The organism is Streptomyces sp. NPDC056231, assembly GCF_048270745.1.
Lineage (GTDB): Bacteria > Actinomycetota > Actinomycetes > Streptomycetales > Streptomycetaceae > Streptomyces.
Window position 1 is genome coordinate 1 of record NZ_JBLVKW010000043.1, and the last position, 21457, is coordinate 21457.

The window sequence follows — 21457 nt, forward strand, 5'->3', positions numbered from 1 at the left end:
GGCGGCCGTGTGGCGGTCTCCGGCCTCGCGTCGGCGGTCATAATGGGCCCGCGCTCCCTCCGAGTGGGCCATCGCTGAGAAGGCCCACATGTAGCGGGAGGCGTTGACCGGGCGGCCGTGATCGATGAACAGCAGGTTCGAGCGCAGGCCCTCGGGCCGGTGCAGCAGCCAGTCGACCGGGACGCGGAGCCAGTAGGCGGACCCGGCCGAAACGCCGAGAGTTGCACCGCCAACCGAACCCCTAACCGAACGACATTGGACCTAGGGCCTGTTGTGAAAGTGCCGACGGGCCGGACGAGGTGATGCCCAGGTCCGGCCCGTCCTCTCGTCTCTACAGGTCGAGCTGGTACTGCAGTGTCGTGTGCGTGGGCAGGTAGCCGAGGCTGTCGCTGATGTGTCTCATGTGCGTGTTGCTGTCGGCGGTGTCGGTCAGGAGGCCGCCGAGGTCCGGGTAGTGCCCGTGGGCTTGGCGGATCGACTCGGCCTTCATCCAGCGGCCGAGGCCGTGTCCGCGGTGCTCGGGCAGCACGCCGGTGCCGTAGTGCTGGGCATCACCTGTGCCGCCGCCGGGCACGACGAGTTCGGTGAACCCGGCGATCGAGCCGTTGGAGGTGTCGATGGCGACGACGGTGTGCAGGTGGTCGCCGCGCTGTTCGACGGCCTTTGCCGCAGCCCGGACCCGGTCCACGTCCCAGGCCGTGGTGCCGTGGTCGGTGTCCTCCATGGGCATGTCGTCCATGGCGCGACGTGAGTCGGCGAAGGTCTGGGCGAGATCGTCGGGGACGGTTCCCTGCCAGGACGCCAGCCGGTAGCCGGAATGCGGACGCTCAATGATCTCTGCCAGGTAGGGGATGTCCACATCGGCCAGGGGCAGGCGGGAGTACCTCAGGGTGAGGACCTTGCGGAAGCCGCGGGCCGGCAGGAAGTGGTCGCCGGGCGATCCGGCCTGGGCCTGCGCTACGACGCAGCGCCGGGTGTTGTCCCGGGCGGCGGCCACGGCAGTGTCGAGTAGCCGGGAGCCGACGCCCTTGCGGCGCTCCACGGGATGGACGTGGAGGGTCAGTTCGGCGAGGTGCTCTTGTCCGCCATCGAACAGGCGCAGAAAGGCCGTCCCGACAGGGATGGAATCGGCGTCGGACGCCAGCCATGCAAGGCGTCGGCTGTGCGCCCCGTGAGCGGGGTCGGTCAGTGGGGTGATGCGGAGCGACAAGGTGTCTCCGTCGTGAGGAGGTGGCAAAGGTCCGTACGCGTGCTCAACTGCTGGGCACTCCTGCGCATGTGCTCCACACCTCCTCGTCGACAGTGCCGGTCCGGATCAACATGGACGGCTGGGAGAACGTAGCTGGTCCATCGACTCCTCGGCAAAGGGTTAACTGAAGGCTGCTGCGGCCGCGGGGTCACAGCCACTCATTGATGGCCGCGACCAGCACGGTCGCTTCGTAGCGGACGGCGAGTTTGATGCCCCTATGGATGTCAAGCGGCAACTCCGGCAGGTCCTGCCTGGTCACCGGGCACGGAGGCATTGACAGACCGCTGATTAGGGGCACGAGCGCGCCTACACCGCCACCGGGACCGCGGTGCCCGACCAGCGCCGGCTCGACCTGCCCGGCTACCCGGGCGGCTTCGACGTCGTCGGCAACCGCGTCAACCGCCAGTTCCAGCTCGACGTCTTCGGCGAAAGCCTGCTGCTGCTCGCCGCCGCCGCCCGCCACGACCGGCTCGACGCCGACGGCTGGCACGCCGCGCTCACCGCCGCCGACACGATCGCCGCCCGCCACCGGGAGCCGGACGCCGGGATCTGGGAACTCCACGACGACCGCTGGGCCCACAGCCGACTGATCTGCGCCGCCGGGCTGCACGCTATCGCCACCCAGGCCCCCTCCTGCGGCAGCGGACGGGCGGCCGGATGGGAGGCGCTCGCGGACCGGCTCGTCGCCGAGACCTCCGCCGACTGCCTGCACCCCTCGGGACGCTGGCAACGCTCCCCCACCCAGACGGGCGTGGACGCGGCGCTCCTCATGCCCGCCGTGCGCGGCGCGCTGCCCGCCGACGACCCTCGCACCACCGCCACCCTGCGAGCCGTACGCACCGACCTCGTCCAGGACCACTACGTCTACCGGTTCCGCCTCGACCAACGGCCCCTCGAGGATGCCGAGGGCGCCTTCCTGCTGTGCGGATTCGCCCTGGCCCTGGCCGAACACCAGCAGCATCACAACGTCAAGGCGATGCGCTGGTTCGAGCGCAACCGCGCCGCCTGCGGCCCGCCCGGCCTGTACACGGAGGAGTTCGACGTCGCCCAGCGCCAGCTGCGCGGCAACCTGCCCCAGGCCTTCGTCCACGCCCTCATGCTCGAGGCCGCCGCCACGCTCGCACCCCGCGGGTAAGCACGGCACAGTCGGCGCCGTCGTGATGCAGACCCCGTCGTGCGACGTCACGCGATGCGGGCCCGCTGGTCAGGTACGCCCATGGCAGGTTCCGGGCCGAGCCCCGCGGGAGGACGTGCCATGAGCACCGCCGGAAGCACCGAGGACGACGGCCTGCCGCAGCGCCCCCTGAGGCGGTTGCCGACGCATGCGGCCCGTGCTGGCGCCACGTTTCAGCGGTGGCGAGTCGATGCCTGCAGCAGGAAGGCGACGCCTTCCGACCCGCTCAGCCCCAGACGAACGGGCCAGGGTTCCCCTGCGACCCGCCGGGATGGCACCACACCGCCCCGCCAGCGGCTGCATCGCTCCACGTCTGTGACCCCCCGTCCGGGACTCTCCCCGCTTCTTCATCGTCGTCTTAACGAGAGGCCAGACCACTCGGTTGGTGGCTTCGGCGGGCTACAGACCGGTCGTGCTCTGCGGCACGAATACATGCCTGCACCGGGACCTGTCACCGCATCGCCCATGCCGGGGCTCATGACGGCCCCCCGCGCGCTCATCGACAACGCAGCAGGGCAACCGGCGCTCGAAGCGATGGCCGCCGGATTGCCGGTGGTCAGCTATCGGCCCATTCCAGGGCATGGCGGAGACGGCGCCCAACGGATGGCCGAGCACGGTCTCGCGACGGTACGCCCCGGCCTGAATCACGATGCGGTCCTGGAGATCAACAGCGGCGACTGCGGCTGAACGACGGGCCCACGTGGCACAAGCTCGCACCACCGAACGGCGCCCGTCCGTAAGCCTTCAACGAACCCTCAATCACCTCGGACCCGAGCTCACCGACTCGGGAAAGGGCTTCACGGTGGGCGATCACGACGACTGCGGCGTGGGGCTGTCAGTCGGCCACGGTGTGCAGCGCGTCAGATGCGATCTCCTGGTCGTCGTGCTCGTAGTTGGCGAGGGCCAGACCGATAGCGAAGAAGGTCGGCGCCCACTCGCCGACGAAGATGCCCCAGTGATCTGCACGCTCCATCCCGCGGCACTCCGCTTTCAACGAGCCGGCCCACGACGCAACGGCCAGACCGACGGAAAGGAAGCCAGCGCAGTACGCGTGCTCGGACTTCAGACCCTTCTCGTGCAGCACTTTGATGATCATGGCTCTCCCGAGAGTCAGATGCCTCCATCCAGCGTCGCCCAGGAAGCCGTCCGCCGCACCTGGGGCCAGCAGCGGGCCGCAGGCGGAGGAGTTCGACGTCGCCCAGCGCCAGCTGCGCGGCAACCTGCCCCAGGCCTTCGTCCACGCCCTCATGCTCGAGGCCGTCGCCACGCTCGCACCCCGCGGGTAAGCACGGCACAGTCGGCGCCGTCACGAGGACGACGCCCAGCCCGACGCAGAGAGGCGGGAGCGGTCGGCGGAGGAACGCAACATCGTGGCCCGACCCCGCAGGACGTGCGGGCCAAGGCCGAGGACGACGGGCCCGAGGAGGACAGCGAGCGGCCGGAGCCGCCGGCGGCCGACACTCAGGCCCCGTGACGGCGGCCCCGTCATCGCCAGCGCGACTGCCTTCCGCCCCGTTCGGCGGCGGAACGATGCGTCCGGCCGCTTACGCGCTTGTCACGGTGTCCCAGCGGCCTCGACGTGGAGCAGCTCGATCAGCTGGGGGCGGTGCAGCGTCGCGATGGGTTCCAGCAGGTCGGGATGGCGCAGCAGCGCGCCGGCTTCGGTGTCGTGGGCGCCCGGGTCGACGAGGCGCTGCAGGCCGGCACTGTGATGATCGGTGGTCGCGCGGGCCCGGTGTGCTCGGACGGCGAGGGCGCGGTCGGCCAGCAGGCAGGCAGCCCAGCTGACGACGGTCTCGTCCACCCAGGTCCGCCAGGCGGTGCCGTCGCGGTCCGGGTCGCATCCGGTGAGCCAGTCCAGTCGGTCGGCTCCGCCCGGGCCGCACAGGTGGAGCAGCTGTACATCGAGGCCGGTGGGGTAGCGCAGGTGGGCGGCGAGGGTGGCGGCCTGGAGGGCCTGGGCCTCGGCCAGGGCGTAGTTGAGCGCGCCCGCGGGCGGCGGGTAGGCGTCAAGGAGCCATCGGGTGCAGGCGGCTATGACGGGTGTCAGATCGGTGGGCACGGCGATCGGTTTCCTGGGGAGCGTGCCGGCGCCCTTCCGTCCGGTCGGGTGCGCGAGCTGGTGCGCGGGGCGGCGCTGCCCCGTTCGTGGCCGACCAGCATAGGCGGTGCCTGCCAGGAAGGCCCATGACCTGGGTCACGCCCTGCCCGTGCGGGCAGCGGGGCCGGGCCGCGCGCCTGCGCGGCCCGGCCCGGGAGCCTGGGTCAGGATTTGCCGCGGCCGGTGACGAAGTCGCGGGCCCGGTCGACCAGGCCGACACCCGGGGCGAGGAGCTTGCTGGCCATAGGAGTGCTTGGCACGGAGGGGTGCGGCCGGGTGGGCGCCATGGCTTTGGCCTGGCGGATCTTGTCCCCGAGGTCGTCCAGCTGCTCCGGGGTGCAGGCGCGGCGCAGCATCGGGAAGATGTTGTTCTCCTCGTCCTGGACGTGGGCGGCGACCTCATCCATGAGCTGCTGCAGCATCGTGCTCATCTGCAGGTCGTCGGTGTCCATCCTCTCCAGCTGCTTGAGGATCTTCTCGACCCGGCCGTGGTCGGCGATCTCCTTGTCCGCGAGCCGGTCGCCGCCGTCGATGTGCTCGCGGACCGCCGGGTACAGGTACTGCTCCTCGGCGACCGAGTGCCGCACGAGCTCGATGGTGACCTCGTTCACCTGGTCCCGCAGCTGCTGGCCGCCCGCGGTCATCACCTGGATGCGGCCGAACATCTCCTCGACCTCGCGGTGATCGGTCATCAGCTCGTCGATCACGTTCCCGCCTTGCCCCATCGCACATCCGCCTCTCTCATCCGGGGTCGGGTCTCTCCCACCCAGCCCATAGGTATCCCCGCCCGGCACACCGCGCCTGCCCAGCCCGCTGCGGCCTCACCCGATCGGCCCCACCGCGCACGGCCCGGCACCCGGACCAAGGACACGGCCCTGGACGCCTTCCGGGACCCGATCCGGACGGACCGCTGACCACCGACCAGGCCGTGCGCGTCAACGACACCGACAACTCCCTCACTGTCGGCGACCGCGGCCCCACCCTGCTGGAGGACTTCCAGCTGCGCGAGAAGCTCACGCCGACGAACAGGGCCTGCCCGGGGCCGACGTCGGCCTTGGCCAGGGCGGCGTGGACGAGGTCGGGGGCGGGCTTGCTGGCGTCCACGTCGTCCGCGCTTGTCGCGGCGTCGATCACGTCGTCGGCGTCCAGGACGCGGCGCATCACCTTCAAGTCCCTCGCGGATGCGGAGGAGGCCAGGACGATGCTCCAGCCGCGCTGCCTCAGCTCCCGCAGCAGCACGGCGGCACCGTCGAAGGCCCGCAGGCCGGGCCAGAAGCGCGCGAACAGGGCCTGGTGCGCCGCGCTGATCGCCTCGTCCTCGCTCCGGTCACGGTCCTGGCCGAGCGGGGGCTCCAGGAGCTGGTCGCCGCCCATACCGATCGCCCCGTGGATGCGCGCCATCGCGGGGGGTGGCCGAACTGGGCGAGCGCCTCGGTCCAGGCGATGGTGTGCCAGTAGCTGGTATCGAGCAGGGTCCCGTCGACATCGAACAGCGCCGCGGCCGGCATCAACCGCCTCCCTCATCCAGGCCCTCATCGTGGCCACCGGTCGCCGACCGGGCCCGCACGGACCGCCGCGCCCGTTCGGCCCCGTTTGCGGCCGGCGATCGGGGAAACCCACACCGTATGACACTTCACGAACCCGCCGCCGCCCGGACCGTGGTGGTCACCGGGGCCAGCGGCGGCATCGGGCGCGCCTGCGCGGTGGCGTTCGCGGCCCGCGGCGACCGGCTCGCGCTGATCGCCCGTGGCCGCACCGGTCTCTACGGCGCGGTGCACGAGGCCGAGCAGGCCGGTGCCGCGAAGGTGATCGCCATCGAGACGGACGTCGTCGACCCCCAGGCGGTGGAGGCCGCCGCCCAGCGGGCCGAGGACGAACTCGGGCCGATCGATGTGTGGGTCAACGCCGCCTTCGCCTCCGTCTTCGCCCCCTTCACCGAAATCGAGCCTGAGAAGTTCCGGCGCGTCACCGAGGTCAGTTACCTCGGCTACGTGTATGCCACGGGTGCGGCGTTGCGCCGCATGCTCCCGCGCGATGCCGGGGTGATCGTGCAGGTCGGTTCGGCGATCGCCTACCGCGGTATCCCGCTGCAGAGCGCCTACAGCGGCGCCAAGCACGCCATCCAGGGCTTCAACGAGGCGCTGCGCTGCGAACTGCTCGCCTCCGGCACCCGGGTGCGCACCACGATGGTGCAGATGCCCGCCGTGAACACCCCGCAGTTCGACTGGGTCCGCTCCCGCCTTCCCAGGCGGGCGCAGCCGGTGCCGCCGATCTACTAGCCAGAGGTCGCCGCCCGCGCCGTGCTGTTCGCGGCCGACCATCCGGGGCGGCGGGAGTACTGGGTCGGCGCCAGCACGGTGGCGACCCTGATCGCCAACGCGATTGTCCCCGGTCTGCTGGACCGCTACCTGGCCCGTACCGGCTTCGACTCCCAGCAGACCGACGAGCGGCGGCGTGCGGGCGATCCGGACAACCTGTTCGACCCGGTGGACTCCTGGCAGGACTTCGGGGCGCACGGCCGCTTCGACGACCGGGCCCGGAACCGCAGCCTGCAGCAGCAGGCAGCGCACGCCCTCGGCGCCCTCGCCGAGGTGGCGCGGCGAACGCCTGGCCGGATGAGAACAGGTTTGCCAGGGCTTCCGGCTGGGTTCGTTTCACGGGTGCGGGGCACACGCGTCCCGCAGTCACACGGACAGGAGTGAGCGGCCATGCCTCGCGGATCAACCCCCAAGCGGGAACGGCAGTACGAGCACATCAAGGACAGCGCCTTGGACCGCGGCGAGAGCGAGAAGCGCGCCAAGGAAATCGCCGCCCGCACCGTGAACAAGGAACGCGCCCGGCACGGCGAGTCGAAGACCGCCAGCCGTAGCTCGGTCAAGGACATCTCCTCCTCCAAGCGCGGCGGACAGCGCTCCCACAGCGGGTCGCAGGGCCCCACCAAGGAGCAGCTGTACAACGAGGCCAAGAAGCGCAACATCCATGGTCGTTCGAAAATGAACAAGAAGGAACTCGAACACGCCCTTGGCCGATAGAAGGAGGGAGACGGTGGCGACGACGTCCCGGCGGCGAGGTCCATGACCGGGCGGGCCAGGGTGAGGAAGGACCGGGCCGCGGCTTGGGCGAGGTCGAGCAGGTGGTAGACGACCGCCTGGCTGGGGCGATCGCCCGGTCCCGCCAGCGGGCGCGCAGGACCGGCAGAGGGCGGGCTGTCTTCTTTGCGGGGCGGGTGTCAGTGGAGGCACGGGCCATCATGCGGTGGCGGATCTTCTCGGTGCCGGGCTGAGAGGTGCGGCTGCGGTACTGGGCCACCAGCTCACCCAGGCGCTGCATGGTGGCCTCGTTGCGCGTGGCGGCCCAGTCGATGAGGTCCTCAGGGGTGCCCGCGGGTTCCATCACGGGGTGCCCGGCGGTCGGGTAGCACGGTGTGGTGGCGAGGTTCAGGTCGGTGCAGATCTCTTCGAGGACGCGCTGGTTGTACAGCTCGGACAGCGCGACGGTGTACTCGAGGAGGGTGGGGTACGGAATTCGGGCCTGCGAGATGTGCCGGCCGGACACTGCGCTCGGCGCGGTGTGATCAGTGCCTGGTCGCAGCATGAAAGCGTGGAACTCCCGATCAGCGTGGCGCTGGCCCGTGCCGTTGCGGTGCCGCCGCAGGGCTGGTGGTACGAGCCGAAATTATGGACAGGGTTGAGTGCTGTCCGTTGTCCGCACCAGGACACAGACCGCACCGCACCCCCCATCACAACCGCTTGATGGTGGACCGACCGGCGCCCTTCTGCCAGTCAGCTCCCGCCGCCACCGTGTTCGCGATCAACCCCGCCGGACCGATCGACTGGGGCGACCTCGCCTGTGGCGCAGGCTACTTCGACCAGGCCCACTTCGGCCACGAGTTCCGGGCGCTCACCGGGCTCACGCTCACCCGGTACGTCGAAGTCCGGCGACGGTTCCTGCGCGAACAGCTGGCCGCTGCCGGCCGATTGATTTCTTACAAGAGCGACAGCTCACGACACGCTAATTTGGGGCGCCCCAAAGCAGAGGAGAGCCCCGTGGGCAAGGTGGTCATGTACAGCTCGGTGTCGGTGGACGGCTTCGTCGCGGACGAGAATGACCAGCCCGGACCGCTGTTCGACTGGTTGTCCAGCGGTGACGTCCCGTTGGACGAGAGCGGCGAGGTGAAGGTGTCGCAGACGTCCTACGACTACACCCGGCCGTACTGGGACCAGATCGGGGTCACGATCGTCGGCCGCCACGTCTTCGACATGACGGACGGCTGGGACGGGAAGCCTCCGGGCGGGATCGACCACGTGGTCGTCGTGAGGCGCCGTTTCACTTCGTCGACGGCGTCGAGGCAGCCGTGGCCAAGGCGCAGGAGCTTGCGGGCGACCGCATGGTCGAGGTCGCCGCCGGCGACGTCGGTGGCCAGGTGCTTGCCGCGGGCCTGATCGACGAGGTGCGCATGGACGTCGTACCCGTCGTGTTCGGGTCCGGCAAGCGCTACTTCGGGTCGGTCCACGCGCAGCACCTGTTGGAGGATCCAGACGTGGTGATTCAGGGCAACCGGGTGCTTCACCTGCGCTATCGGGTGCGCCGTTGACCGATCTGAGCGGGTACGCGAAGAAGTCCACTGCGAACGGTGACACAAGATCGGGCCTCCGGCTGCGTTTGCGCATCGCTGTCCCCGGTCGGGCAGCCGACGCCGATCCGCCCCAGCACCTCACCTGCGGCAAGTTCAACTCAAGATCACTGGTTGCCGGTTTCCGTCGTATCTTGGCCGACCCCCCGGAAGGGATGAGAGGGGTCCGCAATGGCTGATCGGGCGTTCATCTAACGAAGGCTTGAACGCGTTTGCGGGGAGTCGGGTTTGCGTGTGCACGGACTGGTCAGGCTCGGGCAGGCGTGCCGCGGCCGGTAGGCAGGGGCACGATGGCGGCGTGCTGGCGGAGGGCGTCGTTTTCGAGGGTGAGCTGGCGGATGGCTTCCTCGTACAGGGCCAGGGTGCGGCGTAGGTCGGTGGCCGGCCCCGGAACGCCCGCCGCAGCGCTCGGCGGCGTCGAAGCCGCACAGGCCCACGTTCCGCCACACCCGGTACGACGCCGGAGGCGGCCACTTCACATCACGTCGAGGCCCCGTGTGCGAGGTCTCCGCTGGCACATGACGGGACCCACCACGCCCACCACCCGACGTCCAAGGCAACCAGGCGGCGGCGGTCCGCTGCCGGACCGGGTTCGCCCGCACGAGGTCCTGGTCGAACGCCCAGAGGTAGAACTGGTTGACCGTGGACACCTCCCGGTCCCATGAGGTGTCCTCCACCCGAGGCCCGCGCTCATCCCGCCGGCGCCACCACTCGTACGCCGCACGATCCTCAGGCGTCGCCTCACGCCACCCGCATCCGTCCCGGGCCGACCACAGAAAGTCGAAGAACGTCCGAAGATCCCGCGCGCGCGCAGCCTGCGTGTTCCACGGTGACGACGCCAGCTACACCGAGAAGTACCGATTCAACCCAACATCGAACCGGGCCTCTGGGCAGATCAAGAACGGCTGGCCCTCACAGGCACTCCTTGCTTGTCCAGTCTCCCTTCGAGGGTGGCGAACAGATCGTTGAACTCACGCATAAAGGGTGTGCCCTCGCGCGGCCCCACCGGATCCCGGCGGTGAAGTGCACCCGCCACCCCGTGCTCGACATGGGGCCGGACACTATCCGTGGACAGCTCAACAGCGCATAACCGAAGTTCGACGGGCACCGGAGGTGCGTGCCGAGGACACGCTCAGTCCGATGACCGGTCCCGTTTGCACCGTTGGAGTGATTCACCGGTCATGGGAGCCTGCACGCCGGGTGAGCCAGGCGTCGGCAGCGATGATCAGGGGAGCGAAAGCTTGGGGCGAGTCGAGTCCCACAAGGTGAACAATTCCGGTTAGTCAGGCCAATAGGGACGGCTATGGAGGAACGAGAGCGGCCCGGCAAGAAGGTGCTGGACCGTTCGGAGGGGTTCGGTGAGCGGCTCCTGGGGCCGCTTCTGGACCGGGCGCACGAGATGCCGCCGCAGTTGATCGCTCCGATGATCGCAGAAGAAGTGGCCGGCATCGATGGCCGCGAGGTCTCGATCCTCCTGCAGGACTATGCCCGCGAGCTGCTGGTGCCACTGCCAGGCCGAAGGCTGCTTGTCGGCGAGCCCCAGGAGATCGCTGACTCTCCGGCCGGTACGGCGTTCCTGCGAGCCACACCTGTCGAGGTCGCACAGGCAGACGGCGTCCGGATGTATCTGCCGTTGCTGGACGGCAGCGACGAGGTGGGAGTGCTGGCCCTCACCCTGGACACCGTCGATGATGACGACCGGAGGCTGCTGCGCCGGCTCGCCAGTCTGGTCGCCGACATTCTGGTCACCAAGCATGCCTACACCGACCGGTTCTTCCAGGCCCGCCGCCGCGAACCGATGAGCGTGGCCGCGGAGATGCAATGGTCCCTGCTGCCCCCGCTGATGATGTCCGTGCCACAGGTCGCGGTGGGCGGGGCCGTCGAGCCTTCATACGACATCGCCGGCGACAGCTTCGACTACGCCCTCAACGACAACATCCTGCACGCGGCCGTGATCGACGCCATGGGCCACGCTCTGGACGCCGCCACAATAGCTACCGTCGCCATCGGCGCCTACCGGCACGCCAGACGTGCCGGCATCAGCCTGCCCGAGACGTACCTGTACATGGACCAGGCCATCGCCGAACAGTTCGGGCCCGACCACTTCGTCACCGCGCAAATGATGAACCTGGACATCACCACCGGCCTGTTCCAATGGGTCAATGCGGGCCACCCCCTACCGCTACTGATCCGCAAAAGACACGTGGTCCGCCAGCTGGAAAGCCCGACTACCCTGCCAGTCGGCCTCGGCGGTGAACGCCCGTCCATCAGCCAGCTCCAGCTCCAACCCGGCGACCGGGTCCTGTGCTACACCGACGGGGTGATCGAGGAACGTGACGCACACGGACAACCATTCGGCGAGGAACGGCTCATCCGCTGCGTCAACCGAATCGAACACGTGGAAGGCGGAATGCGGGCCGAGGCACTCCGGCTCTCCCAGGTCCTCAAACAAGAACGCGGCGGGCACACCAGCGATGACGCAACCCTCTTCCTCATCGAATGGCGCGGGAACCCCGCCAACCACCCCGCCGCCCTGCACGAGTGAAGTCCCCAGGCTCGGCACGGGGCGCGAGTCGTTGTACGTCGTCGTCGGCGCTGACTGACCCCGGACGCACGAACCGCCCCCTGCCCCGGCCGTAGCCGTGGCCAGAGACAGGGGCGGAGTGCTCGGGGATTCGGGTTGGAACCCAGCTTGAGTCCGCCCCCCTCCCGAGTGGGGGGGCGGATTCGCCGTCCGGCCGCGGCCGGGGGGAGGGTTCCGTGGACAGGACGACTCCTCCACTCAACCAGCCCACATTCCCCACCCCCAAACCTCACGTAGGCCATACGGCGGTACGGCGAGGTCCGTGAGCCCCCGTCTGTCGGTGGCGGTCCAGGCCGCCGCCAGGAGACATCGGGACCGCCACCTCCATCAATTTTCCTCCCGGGCCGGACCCTCCGCAGCTCGGTCGGGTGCGCCTGACGTCACCGTGGACCAGTCTGGAGGGATGAGTGCCCCGATAGTTGTCCACGGCCTCTCCCTTACCCGAGGTCGGACGGTCACGATCAATGATGAGATCGTTGGTCTCGTCTGCAACGACCACGGCCTGATCGAACTTCTCCGGAGGGCGGGCGTCTACGACGCCGAGCATTGCCTCGACGACCCGCAATGGATCGAATGGCGCGGCGGCCGGGCGCATGCATACGAACCAGCATGACAAAACCGCCGCCAGAGCCGTCAGAGTCACGGACCGTCCGGACGGTTGTGGCCGTGGTCAAGCGGCGCTCTTGTTGCGGCGGTGTCCGGCCCGGGCGAGCGCGTCGATGAGCTCTTCCCGGCTCATCTTGGAGCGGCCCGCGATGTCCTGCTCGGTGGCCCGCTGGTACAGCTCCGTCTTGCTCAACTGCCGAAGCTCGCTCTTGCCCCGTCCCTGGCCGCGGGATGTCGCCGACGCGCGGGCTGCCTTCGGCGGGGCCTTCCTGGCGGCGGTCTTCCTCTTCGTCTCCGGCTGGCGCACCTTGCGCGCGACGGTCTTCTTCTGCCGTGGCGCGACCGGCTCCTGGTCTTTGGCGCCTCGGGCCTGGTCGAGGCTGCCCTGCAGGAGTGTCATCAGGTCGGCGACGTTGCTAGCCTGCGGCGCCTCCTCCGCCGCCGAGATCTCCTGGCCCTCGGCCTTCGCCCGCACCAGCTCCCGCACCTTCTCCTGGTAGGTGTCGTGATACCGGGCCGGATCCCACGGCGCGTCCAGAGCGTCGATCAGCTGGATCGCCATGTCCCGCTCCTTGCCTTTGCCGGCACGGCCGGTGGGCAGTTCGGGTAGCTCCTGACCGGGATCGCGGACCTCGTCGGCCCAGTGGAGCGTCTGCAGCACCAGGAGCTTGTCCTCGGCACGCAGCGCGGTCAGGTACTGCTTGCCGCGCATCACGAATGTGGCGATGCCGGCCTTGCCCGCCTCTGCCAGCGCAGCCCGCAGCAGCTCGTAGACCTTGGTGTACTCCTTGCCGCGGGGGGCGATGTAGTACGTGCGGTCGAAGTAGACCGGCTCGATGTCGTCCAGGTCGACGAAGTCGCTGATGTCGATGGTCCGGGAGCGGCCCGGCGCGATCTCGTCCAGTTCGTCGGGCTCGACGACGACGTACTCGCCTTCGGCCGCCTCGAAGCCCTTGACGATGTCCTCGGCCGGCACTTCCTTGCCGGTGCGTTCGTTGACCCGCCGGTTGCGGACCCGGTCGGCGCTGCCGCGCTGCAGCTGGTGGAAGTGGACCGTGTGGTCCCCGACCGCGGTGTACAGGCCGACCGGCACGCTGACCAGTCCGAAGGTGATCACGCCTGTCCAGATCGCGCGTGCCATGACCGCCCACTCTCGTCCCGCCTGTCACCGTCAGCGCACCAGGTGCAGATGCTCCTGCTGACCACGTTGGCACTCCTGCACGCGCAGTGCGCGCTGGGCGCGGGCGAGCGGAGTACGAGCATGGAGCCGGGTAGCAGACGGCCTGGCGGTCGATCTACGGATCCGGGTGGCTGCCGGGGCCGGCCAGACGTTCTACTTCCTGCGCAGCCTCCTGTACCGCTCGTTCGGCCCGGGTCACAGCGTCAGCCGCCGCCTGACGCCGTTCCTCGGCTTCCTGCTGTTCGTCTTCGGCCCGCTGCAACTTTTCGCGTGCCTTTCGCAATTGCTCCTCGACCGCGGTCACTTGCTGGCGGGCCTGGTCATGCCGGTCGCGTGCCTGCTGCAGCGATGCGTCAGCATCCGCCTGTTCGGCACACTGCCTGCGAAACTGCTGATCGGCCGTCGCGGCGGCCTTGCGGGCTTGGGCGAGCTGTTCCTGCCTCTGGCGGCGCCGCTCGGCGAGTTCGTCCTTCGCCCGCGTCCGCGAAGACCGTAGCGCAGTCGGCGCTCGTGCCAGATTTGGAGGTGCGTCGGCTGTCACGGCGGTGCTGGACGGAAAGTCCGCTGGCGGAGTGAGGGCGCTCTCCAGGCGGCCGGCGGCCCACCGGGCTGCCGCGTCCTGATCGGCGAGCACGGCGCGCAGGGTGGATGCGACGTCCAGCTGCGCCGCATCCGACAGCCGGTGCCCCGCTTCACGGGCAAGTGCGGCAGCCTGCCGGGACAGGGCCGAGACGATACTGCTGCGCTGGTCAGTCAGTTCTTTGATCCCGTCGGCATCCAGGGTTCGGTATGCCTCGCGCAGCGCCCGTCCGAGTTCCAGGAACCGCTGGCTCTCTGCCGGTTGCGAGCGCAGCAGCAGGTTCGCCGACCAGGCCGCGAGCGTGGGGCGGCGGGCGGCATGGATCCGGCGGGCATCCTCCACGCGCCCGTCCGCCTTCGCCTCGGCAGCAAGCTCCTCACGGCGGGAGACGAAATCGGGCGGCGGCGTGGCGTAGAGCTCGTCCAGAAGTCCCTCTACGTCGTGCCCTCCGCTCCCCCGCCCATCCGTACGCTGCATGGTCATCAGGCTCCATCGAGACGGGCCCCCGCGCACCTCTTGCTGGAGTCCCAACGCGGCAGGAGTAGGCCGGGGCCGTCGCCTCATCCGCGATGGCTTCAGTCTGCGCCGACGGAGGGTGCCAGCGCGGTGTGCCCCTTGCAGCAGTACCCACAATCCGTGCCGCTTGCAAGGCGTCGTTTTGCCCGCACCGTCGGTTTGCCCGCACCGTCGGTCCGCTGTGCTGTCCCAGGTGGTGTGTGGGGCGTGGTGGGCGTATGCGTGGAGTGCCTACGGCGGCCCGGTATCAGATGCCGCGTGGCGCAAGAGCCGCCTCGCGGGCCCCCGCAGGTTCGGGTACGAGGAATGGAGTGTGTGATGCCAGCGGGATCGAGTCGTAAGCGGGAGCGGCAGTACGAGCACATCAAGGAGAGCGCAGAAAAGCGGGGTGCTTCCGAGGGGCGTGCGAAGGAGATTGCAGCACGCACGGTGAACAAGGAGCGGGCGCGCTCAGGCGAGGCGAAGTCAGCGAGCAAGACGTCCACACGTGATCCGAAGTCTGCCTCGCAGCGTGGTGGTGAGCGATCCCATCGTGGAGCGCAAGGGCCAACGAAGGACCAGCTGTACGAGGAGGCGAAGAAGAAGCACGTCGAGGGCCGGTCAACGATGAACAAAGAGGAGCTGCGCAAAGCGCTCGGTCATTGACGTCGGACGGACCATCGACCAGGTCTTCTCCTGGGTGGGGCCAGCCGATGGCGGGAGGCGAGGAGACAATCCCACATAACGCCAACAGGGTCGGGTTCGGCACATGGGCCGATATCTGTTTCGCGGGTCCGGGAATGCGTTTCCGTGCGCGTCCGGGTCCGAACGCGCAACTGGACCGGAAGGGCAGTGTGCAGCATGGGACATGGCGGCGATGTCATCGAGGAGCTGACGGCCGACCACCGTGAGGTGGACAAACTTTTCGACCGGATCGAAGCCGTTCCGGCACGAGGCTCAGATCGCAGACGGCTGCTCGACCAGCTCACGATTGAGCTGGTACGGCACTCGGTCGCAGAGGAGCAGCACCTGTATCCGGCGGTGCGGGAGTACGTCCCACGCGGGGATGCGCTGGCCGATAAGGAGATCGCCGACCACAGCCGTGTCGAGCGGATTCTGAAAGACCTTGAGGGGATGGATGCGGACGATCCCGAGCTCATCCACCTGTTCGTCAAGCTCCGCACCGAGGTCCGCGCCCATGTCCAGGACGAGGAAGGCAATCTGTTCGTTCAGCTCCGCGCGGCTTGTGGACCAGAAGTTCTGGACCTCCTGGGGCAGGAGGTCCGTATGGCGAAGGAGACTGCCCCCACTCGCCCGCACCCCGGCGCCCCGAGTTCCCCACTGGCTAGCAAGATCCTCTCTCCCGGGTTGGGGCTGGTCGATCGTGTCCGCGACTTCATCACCGGCCGCGGCGAATGACCCCGCACCGCTGACGCGCAAAACCCGAACGGTCCTGGGCCGACCGCAGGACACCGTCGTAAGTCGCGCAGGTTAGGAAGGGCAGTTCCAGCATGCCGAAGGGGACGGCGGCTATCCGGGCACTGGCCTGGTCGTCCTGCATCGTCGCCCAGCCAGGGGCGCGTGTGTTGCCACGGCCGCAGCCGTTCCGTTGCCGCGTGAGCCAGCGGTCACAGCGGGCAGCCGACAAAGTCCACGCGCCCGGCTCCAGCCGTGCGGAATTGCTCTTCTCCGCGTCGGTGTTGCTGTCCGGGCGGTCAGCCGGTGGACAGTGCTTCGAGGAGGTCCCCGACGACCGGATCGGGCAGCGCCCGAGCGACATCGGCCTGGGCGACCATGCCGACCAACACGTGACCGTCGATGACCGGCAGTCGACGCACCTTGTGTTCGCTCATCGTGCGGAGAATCTCCGACGCGTCGTCGTCAGCGCCGATCGTGACAACTTCACCCTGCGCCAGCTCGCCCGCCTTGATCTCGGCGGGGTCCTTGTCCGCCGCAAGCACCTTGACCACGATGTCGCGGTCGGTGAGTACGCCCTTGAGGCGTTCGTCCGCTCCGCAGATAGGCAGAGCACCCACGCCCAGTTCGGCCATCTTATGGGCGGCAAGGAGCGCGGACTCGTTCGCCCCGATGCACTCGGCGTCCGGGGTCATGATGTCTCGCGCGGTAGTCATTACACACACTTCCTTTCCGATGGATTCCGGTTCGGACTCTTGCGTGGTCTTCGCGGCCCGCAGAGCGCAACGCGGGCACCGCAGGCACTCTCCCGTCTGATCCATGGGGCCGGCCTGCGAAGCGGGGCGGTCGCGATGGTCATGTGCTGAGCAGGCGGTTGAAGAACGAGCGGTAGCGCTGAAGCGCTATGCGCAGGTCCTCGGTGAGGACCTCCTCTCCCCGGCCCCACTGGCTTTCGAGCCCTTCCTTGCGGGATGCGAACGACCGGGCCAGCGTCTGCATGACCTCGGCGACCAAGGCGTCGGCCGTACGGACGGCGTCCTGCGGATCGTCGACGAAGGCTGTCTGGACGGCCTGCCATTTGGCCTGGAAGGCCTCGGCTTCCTCGGGACCGAGAAGCGGCTCGTTCTCCTGGGCCTGCTCCGGTGCCGAAGAGCCCGGTGTGCCCGCCGCCGGCCTCGTGGACGCGGCGTTCTCAGCGGCATTGTCAGCGGCCGCAGTGGGCGGGGGAGCGTCGCCCGCCGTCGTCGACGGTGTTCCACGACCCGTGTCCCGGTCGTCCCGGGGCCGGGCGAGGTCCTCGGTGCTCAGGCCCGCGTCGGTCGCGTCGCCGCGGTTGCCCGCTTCACTGGGTTCGCGCTGCATGCTTTCACCTCGTCCAATGGTTTCGGCGGGCTCTCGATCCGTGGCCCGCCGGTATACGCGGGGCCCGGGTCAAGCGTGTTGCTGCCCCGGCCTGTCGCCGTTGGTGAGCAGGTCGTCGAAGAGCGCGCGGTAGTGCACCATCGCTCCCCGCAGTTCCTCGGTGGTCGTCTGCTGACCGCCGGCTCGTGCATTGACTTCGTGGGCGGCGCGGTAATGCTCCAACGTGCGCCCGTGTTCGACCGACAAGTCCTTCACCTGCTGCTCGTACCCCTCGGTCGGGTACCCGCGGTCCTTCATGAGCCGGGTCACCAGCTGGTCCGCCTCACCGACCGCCTCTTGCGGACGGTCCACGAAGTGCTCCTGCACGCTGTTCCAGGGCAGTGGCGGAGCGCCGTGCGGTATGCGGCGCGCAGCCCGCGCCCGGCGCCAGGGGGAAGTATGTCGAGGAGGTCCACACGTGCGGTCAGGTGGCCGTCGGCCCGCAGCCGCCCGGCCAGTTCGGCGGCCACGGCGTCGTGTCCGGCGCCCATGCGCTGACGATCAGAATCCGGCGTCCCATTCTTGGATATTCCTCGCATCGCGGCGGGTGCGGCAACCCCGGAGTGGCGGGTCGTTAGCCCAGGTGTGGACGAGCGCGATTGCCGGTGCGCTGGTTGCATGAAGGATGACTCGTTACGGGCCGCTATCGGCTGGTGGTTCACCAGGATGTCGGCGGCCCCGGAGGACGGAAGCCCATGCGCAAGAGCCACCCAGCCCACGGCACCCCGGCCGACGCGACGCGGTCGGTTGCGGCCGGTCCGCCCGCCCCCGGCCCGCGGCCGGTCGTGTTGATCACCGGGGCCTCCTCCGGTATCGGCGCCGAAATCGCGTCACGGCTCGCGGTCGGAGGGCGATGGGAGCTGCTGCTCAACGGGCGGGACGAGGGCCGGCTCGGCAGTGTCGCCGCCCGCACCGCCGGTGCCGCGCTGCCGATGGACCTGGCCTCCGAGGAGGGCTGCCGCAAACTGGCCGAGGCGGCACTGGCGCACAGCGGAAGAGTCGACGCGCTCGTCGCCGGAGCGGGGCTCGGCTGGGCCGGCGCGTACACCGACATGCCACCCGCCACGGTGGACCGTCTGGTGAGTGTCAACATCTGCGCCGTACTCCACCTCGTCCGCCTGGTGCTGCCTCAGATGGTGTCCCGCAGGTCGGGCCGGCTGGTGCTGATCGGCTCTGTCGCCGGCCGGTTCGGTGTACGGGACGAGGCGGTCTACGCGGCGACGAAGGGCGCGCTGATCGCGTTCGCGGAGAGCCTGCGCTACGAACTCCGGGGCACAGGCATCCAGGTCTGCCTGGTGCTGCCGGGTCCCGTGGACACGCCGTTCTTCACCCGCCGTGGCACCCCGTACACCCGGTCCTGGCCACGACCGGTACCCGCCGGGCGGGTCGCGGCAGCGGTCGAGAAGGCACTCGCCGGTGGCCGGGACGAGATCACCGTACCGGGCTGGCTTGGCGTGCCGGGGCGGCTGCAGGGCATGGCTCCGCAGCTCTTCCGCAAGCTGGCCATGCGATTCGGCTGAACGGGCCCCCGGCAAACCCCCTGTAGCCTCCGCCGGCCGGGCAAAAGCGCCAGCTTCTGCGCAGGGCCCGCTGCAGCTCCGCCTTGTCCATGTGCGAGCGGCCGTCGACGTTGCGGCGCTTGGCGTCGGTGTAGATCTGGTCGGTTGCCTGCTCGCGGAGGCCCGGGGCCTGCGGGTGCTCGCCCTCGCTGGTCAGGCGTCTCTTGAGGCACGGCGCGATCGTGCGCATCGCCCATCTGCTTCTTGGCCTCGGCCTTGGCAGCGGGCAGGCTGGTTTGCACGCTGTACGCCGCCGGGCGAAGCTGAAACTGTCGGGTAGAGCTGGAGCGCCATAGACGGCAGGGTCAGCCTGGCCAGACGCGCGGTCCATGGCCCCTATCCGGTGGCCGGCGGCACCCCATGGGCTTTGCTGCCCACGGGCCACGGGCCAGCAGTTTCGGCTCAACTCGCCTTGAACAATGTGGCGTCGGAGGCGCACTCATGGTAGCGCTGTTCGCCTTGATTTTGGCTGGACCGTCGACAGCCGAAGAGCAAATCGGCGGTCTGTCCACCTCAGCAGCAGAATGTCCGTAAGTAGCCTGCCATCAGCCGCTCGTCACCGCTTGGAAGGCTCGCCGTCTCGCGCCGCGTGCTCCCCGGGAAGGTACGTGAGTGCGTCATGAGCAAGAAGGACGAGGCCGTGGTTAGCGCACCACCCACGATGCGGTTACCGAAGCGGAGTTCTACCTCGGGTGGGTCTGATCGGTGATGACGGCTTAAGAGGTCGCGCAGATAGGTGGCAGCCGGGACCGGGGCCGACAGGACAGGCACAGGTCTCGAGTTTCCCAGGTGCGGCCAGTTAGCGCTGTCACAGTCCGTAGCGAACGGTGAAGTTGGCCCCAGCGCAGCGGCAGGGCCGCAGGTTCCATGGCGCGCGCGTAGATGAGTCTGGCCTCGGTCGACGGTCATAGTTAGCGACAGCCGGTTCGGACCCAGTAAGGAGCAGCACGTGGTGATCATCGCAGGGCACATCGTTGTGGACCCTCAACAGCGTGAGTCCTATCTCGCAGGCTGTGTGACCATTGTCGAACTGGCCCGCCGCACTTCGGGCTGCCTCGACTTCGCCATCACCGCGGACCTGGTGGATGCCGGGCGCATCAACATCTTCGAGCGGTGGGAGTCGCAGGCGGCCGTCGAGGCGTTCCGAGGCGATGGTCCGAGCGACGAGCAGGGCGCAGCGATGCTCGCCGCCGCGGTTGCCGAATACGACGTCGCGGAGGTGCGCTCACTGACCTGAGCGGAGCGCGATTTCCGGTTGGAGGGTTCGGAATCCTGACCGAGATCCCTTCCCTGCTGGCCTCACGACAAGGCGGCAAATACAGAACGTGAGAACCGTGGCCAGATAGTCTCCCCGCAACTTGCCGCCAGCGGGCAAAGCTATGCGCACCCGGAGTGCGAGATGCGATCAAGAGGGCGGCTGGTCATGGTCGACGCCGGGGACGGGTGTCCCAGCGGTGGGTGGTCCAGGCCCGGCGGATCAGACTACGGACGGTGATGATCGTGTCGGCGAGGTCGAAGAAGGCGTCGACGACGGTGGCGCGCCGCTCGTAGCAGCGGGCGAGCCGGTGGAAGGCGTTCTGCCAGGCGTGGGTGCGTTCGACGTGCCAGCGCTGACCGGCCTGGCTGGGCGCCTTCTCGCCTTTGTGCGCAATGCGGCCGTGGAGGCCGCGTTCGTTGAGCAGGGTGCGGGTCTTGTCGGAGTCGTAGCCGGCGTCCAGGTGGACGGTGATGTCGTCGGGCAGCGGACCCAGGTCGTTCAGGCGGTCCAGGGTCGGGGCGAGCAGTGGGGAGTCGTGGCGGTTGGCGCCGGCCAGGACGCGACCCAGGGGAATGCCGTATCCGTCCGTCATGCCCGAGCGTTTCAGGCCCTGTTTGCCGCGGTCGACCGGGGAACGCCCGGCCACCTCGCCGCCTCCGGGAGCCTTGGTGATGGAGCCGTCCACGGCGATCCGGTCGAGGACGAGACCGACGATCCGGTCGTAGGAGTCGAGCGCGATCTGCTTGAGCCGGGCGAAGACGCCCTGTCGTATCCACTCGTCGCGGCGGCTGCGGATCGTGGTGGCCGAGCAGGTTGTGTCGGCGATCGCCTCGTAAGAACAGCCGAAGCGCAGCAGCTGCAGCATCTTGTCGAAGATGATCCGGTCGCTGATGCGCCGACGGTGGCAGCCAAGCGGATGGTCCGGGTGGTACTCCGGCCGCTCGGGCAGCAGGACCGCGAATTGGTCCCAGAGCGGTTCGGTCAGCCATGATGGAAGCGCGGGCACAGGTCTCCCCAGTGATCACAGAGCGTCGCAACTCCATGATCACCGGAACCTGTGCCCGTCCTGTTGCCGGTGTCCCCAACCGCACCTATCCGCGCGACCTCTAAGTCGCGGGACGGCGGAAATCAGTCTCGTGAGTCCTCGAGCCGGGGCGAGCGGCCTCGTCACATGACCCGGGTGCCCCGGAGTCGGACCGCTCGTGTTCGGAGCCGAAGACT

22 protein-coding genes and 5 pseudogenes are annotated in these 21457 nt (G+C 69.0%); 13 read left to right on the forward strand and 14 right to left on the reverse strand.

Annotated elements, in window-relative coordinates; translation table 11 throughout:
* Positions 1 to 331: 331 nt before the first annotated feature.
* On the reverse strand, positions 332 to 1210 hold the full coding sequence (locus ACNPQM_RS27530; protein ID WP_418086096.1) for a GNAT family N-acetyltransferase: 879 nt from the start codon (positions 1208 to 1210) through the stop codon (positions 332 to 334).
* A gap of 367 nt (positions 1211 to 1577) precedes the next feature.
* On the opposite strand from ACNPQM_RS27530, the gene ACNPQM_RS27535 reads away from it, so the two are divergent.
* Both ACNPQM_RS27535 and ACNPQM_RS27540 read left to right on the forward strand, forming a co-directional pair.
* Positions 1578 to 2384 (forward strand): glycoside hydrolase family 15 protein, encoded by an 807-nt coding sequence (locus ACNPQM_RS27535; protein WP_418086097.1) that lies wholly within the window; start codon positions 1578 to 1580, stop codon positions 2382 to 2384.
* Between the two features lie 516 nt (positions 2385 to 2900).
* Positions 2901 to 3110, forward strand: coding sequence for a hypothetical protein (locus tag ACNPQM_RS27540; RefSeq protein WP_418086098.1), 210 nt, complete (start codon positions 2901 to 2903; stop codon positions 3108 to 3110).
* A 148-nt stretch (positions 3111 to 3258) separates the two neighbouring features.
* On the opposite strand, the gene ACNPQM_RS27545 is transcribed toward ACNPQM_RS27540, so the two are convergent.
* Positions 3259 to 3519, reverse strand: a complete 261-nt coding sequence (locus ACNPQM_RS27545; protein ID WP_418086099.1) for a hypothetical protein — start codon at positions 3517 to 3519, stop codon at positions 3259 to 3261.
* Here ACNPQM_RS27545 and ACNPQM_RS27550 point away from each other — a divergent pair.
* On the forward strand, positions 3518 to 3709 hold the full coding sequence (locus tag ACNPQM_RS27550; RefSeq protein ID WP_418086146.1) for a hypothetical protein: 192 nt from the start codon (positions 3518 to 3520) through the stop codon (positions 3707 to 3709). The two genes, ACNPQM_RS27545 and ACNPQM_RS27550, sit on opposite strands and share 2 nt — an antisense overlap.
* 269 nt (positions 3710 to 3978) lie before the next feature.
* Here the strand turns inward: ACNPQM_RS27550 and ACNPQM_RS27555 are convergent, their stop codons facing one another.
* Together ACNPQM_RS27555 and ACNPQM_RS27560 are read right to left on the reverse strand one after the other, a co-directional pair.
* A complete protein-coding gene (locus ACNPQM_RS27555; protein ID WP_418086100.1) occupies positions 3979 to 4485 on the reverse strand; it encodes a hypothetical protein in 507 nt (168 codons plus the stop codon).
* 203 nt (positions 4486 to 4688) lie between these two features.
* On the reverse strand, positions 4689 to 5249 hold the full coding sequence (locus ACNPQM_RS27560; protein WP_418086101.1) for a hemerythrin domain-containing protein: 561 nt from the start codon (positions 5247 to 5249) through the stop codon (positions 4689 to 4691).
* A 167-nt stretch (positions 5250 to 5416) separates the two neighbouring features.
* Here ACNPQM_RS27560 and ACNPQM_RS27565 point away from each other — a divergent pair.
* A pseudogene (locus ACNPQM_RS27565) lies at positions 5417 to 5542 on the forward strand (catalase); the annotation flags it as partial.
* A 59-nt stretch (positions 5543 to 5601) separates the two neighbouring features.
* Here the strand turns inward: ACNPQM_RS27565 and ACNPQM_RS27570 are convergent.
* A pseudogene (locus ACNPQM_RS27570) lies at positions 5602 to 6060 on the reverse strand (HAD family hydrolase); the annotation flags it as partial.
* Between the two features lie 89 nt (positions 6061 to 6149).
* Here ACNPQM_RS27570 and ACNPQM_RS27575 point away from each other — a divergent pair.
* Positions 6150 to 7226 (forward strand): annotated as a pseudogene (locus ACNPQM_RS27575) (SDR family oxidoreductase).
* A 6-nt stretch (positions 7227 to 7232) separates the two neighbouring features.
* Positions 7233 to 7556 carry a plasmid stabilization protein gene (locus ACNPQM_RS27580; RefSeq protein WP_418086102.1) on the forward strand — a complete coding sequence of 108 codons (324 nt, stop codon included), beginning with the start codon at positions 7233 to 7235 and terminating at the stop codon, positions 7554 to 7556.
* A 142-nt stretch (positions 7557 to 7698) separates the two neighbouring features.
* On the opposite strand, the pseudogene ACNPQM_RS27585 reads toward ACNPQM_RS27580, so the two are convergent.
* Positions 7699 to 8118, reverse strand: a pseudogene (locus ACNPQM_RS27585) (relaxase domain-containing protein); the annotation flags it as partial.
* A gap of 452 nt (positions 8119 to 8570) precedes the next feature.
* On the opposite strand from ACNPQM_RS27585, the pseudogene ACNPQM_RS27590 reads away from it, so the two are divergent.
* Positions 8571 to 9118: pseudogene (locus ACNPQM_RS27590) on the forward strand (dihydrofolate reductase family protein).
* Positions 9119 to 9348: 230 nt separating this feature from the next.
* Here ACNPQM_RS27590 and ACNPQM_RS27595 read toward each other — a convergent pair.
* Positions 9349 to 9999, reverse strand: a complete 651-nt coding sequence (locus ACNPQM_RS27595) for a site-specific integrase (RefSeq protein WP_418086141.1) — start codon at positions 9997 to 9999, stop codon at positions 9349 to 9351.
* A gap of 461 nt (positions 10000 to 10460) precedes the next feature.
* Between ACNPQM_RS27595 and ACNPQM_RS27600 the strand changes: the two genes are divergently transcribed.
* Both ACNPQM_RS27600 and ACNPQM_RS27605 read left to right on the forward strand, forming a co-directional pair.
* Positions 10461 to 11702, forward strand: coding sequence for a PP2C family protein-serine/threonine phosphatase (locus ACNPQM_RS27600; RefSeq protein WP_418086103.1), 1242 nt, complete (start codon positions 10461 to 10463; stop codon positions 11700 to 11702).
* Positions 11703 to 12144: 442 nt separating this feature from the next.
* Complete coding sequence (locus ACNPQM_RS27605) at positions 12145 to 12354, forward strand: hypothetical protein (RefSeq protein ID WP_418086104.1); 210 nt, start codon at positions 12145 to 12147, stop codon at positions 12352 to 12354.
* Between the two features lie 57 nt (positions 12355 to 12411).
* Here ACNPQM_RS27605 and ACNPQM_RS27610 read toward each other — a convergent pair whose 3' ends face one another.
* The gene (locus ACNPQM_RS27610) at positions 12412 to 13488 is read right to left on the reverse strand and encodes a Ku protein (protein WP_418086105.1); all 1077 of its coding nucleotides are present in this window, start codon (positions 13486 to 13488) and stop codon (positions 12412 to 12414) included.
* 154 nt (positions 13489 to 13642) lie between these two features.
* Positions 13643 to 14584, reverse strand: a complete 942-nt coding sequence (locus ACNPQM_RS27615) for a hypothetical protein (RefSeq protein ID WP_418086142.1) — start codon at positions 14582 to 14584, stop codon at positions 13643 to 13645.
* 357 nt (positions 14585 to 14941) lie between these two features.
* Between ACNPQM_RS27615 and ACNPQM_RS27620 the strand changes: the two genes are divergently transcribed.
* Together ACNPQM_RS27620 and ACNPQM_RS27625 are read left to right on the forward strand one after the other, a co-directional pair.
* Positions 14942 to 15268, forward strand: coding sequence for a plasmid stabilization protein (locus ACNPQM_RS27620; RefSeq protein WP_329449489.1), 327 nt, complete (start codon positions 14942 to 14944; stop codon positions 15266 to 15268).
* A 195-nt stretch (positions 15269 to 15463) separates the two neighbouring features.
* Entirely contained in the window at positions 15464 to 16021 is a 558-nt protein-coding gene (locus ACNPQM_RS27625) for a hemerythrin domain-containing protein (RefSeq protein ID WP_418086143.1), read from the forward strand.
* Between the two features lie 296 nt (positions 16022 to 16317).
* Here ACNPQM_RS27625 and ACNPQM_RS27630 read toward each other — a convergent pair whose 3' ends face one another.
* The 4 genes from ACNPQM_RS27630 to ACNPQM_RS27645 all read right to left on the reverse strand — a co-directional run bounded on the left by ACNPQM_RS27630 (position 16318) and on the right by ACNPQM_RS27645 (position 17910).
* A complete protein-coding gene (locus ACNPQM_RS27630; protein WP_418086106.1) occupies positions 16318 to 16734 on the reverse strand; it encodes a CBS domain-containing protein in 417 nt (138 codons plus the stop codon).
* Positions 16735 to 16873: 139 nt separating this feature from the next.
* Positions 16874 to 17380 (reverse strand): hypothetical protein, encoded by a 507-nt coding sequence (locus tag ACNPQM_RS27635; protein ID WP_418086107.1) that lies wholly within the window; start codon positions 17378 to 17380, stop codon positions 16874 to 16876.
* 69 nt (positions 17381 to 17449) lie between these two features.
* Positions 17450 to 17731 carry a hypothetical protein gene (locus tag ACNPQM_RS27640; RefSeq protein ID WP_418086108.1) on the reverse strand — a complete coding sequence of 94 codons (282 nt, stop codon included), beginning with the start codon at positions 17729 to 17731 and terminating at the stop codon, positions 17450 to 17452.
* Entirely contained in the window at positions 17686 to 17910 is a 225-nt protein-coding gene (locus ACNPQM_RS27645; protein WP_418086109.1) for a hypothetical protein, read from the reverse strand. The genes ACNPQM_RS27640 and ACNPQM_RS27645 overlap by 46 nt, the downstream gene beginning before the upstream one ends.
* 204 nt (positions 17911 to 18114) lie before the next feature.
* Between ACNPQM_RS27645 and ACNPQM_RS27650 the strand changes: the two genes are divergently transcribed.
* Positions 18115 to 18939 (forward strand): SDR family NAD(P)-dependent oxidoreductase, encoded by an 825-nt coding sequence (locus ACNPQM_RS27650; protein ID WP_418086110.1) that lies wholly within the window; start codon positions 18115 to 18117, stop codon positions 18937 to 18939.
* A 988-nt stretch (positions 18940 to 19927) separates the two neighbouring features.
* On the forward strand, positions 19928 to 20215 hold the full coding sequence (locus ACNPQM_RS27655; protein WP_418086111.1) for a putative quinol monooxygenase: 288 nt from the start codon (positions 19928 to 19930) through the stop codon (positions 20213 to 20215).
* A gap of 184 nt (positions 20216 to 20399) precedes the next feature.
* On the opposite strand, the gene ACNPQM_RS27660 is transcribed toward ACNPQM_RS27655, so the two are convergent.
* Positions 20400 to 21242, reverse strand: a complete 843-nt coding sequence (locus tag ACNPQM_RS27660) for an IS5 family transposase (RefSeq protein WP_418086112.1) — start codon at positions 21240 to 21242, stop codon at positions 20400 to 20402.
* Between the last annotated feature and the right edge of the window lie 215 nt (positions 21243 to 21457).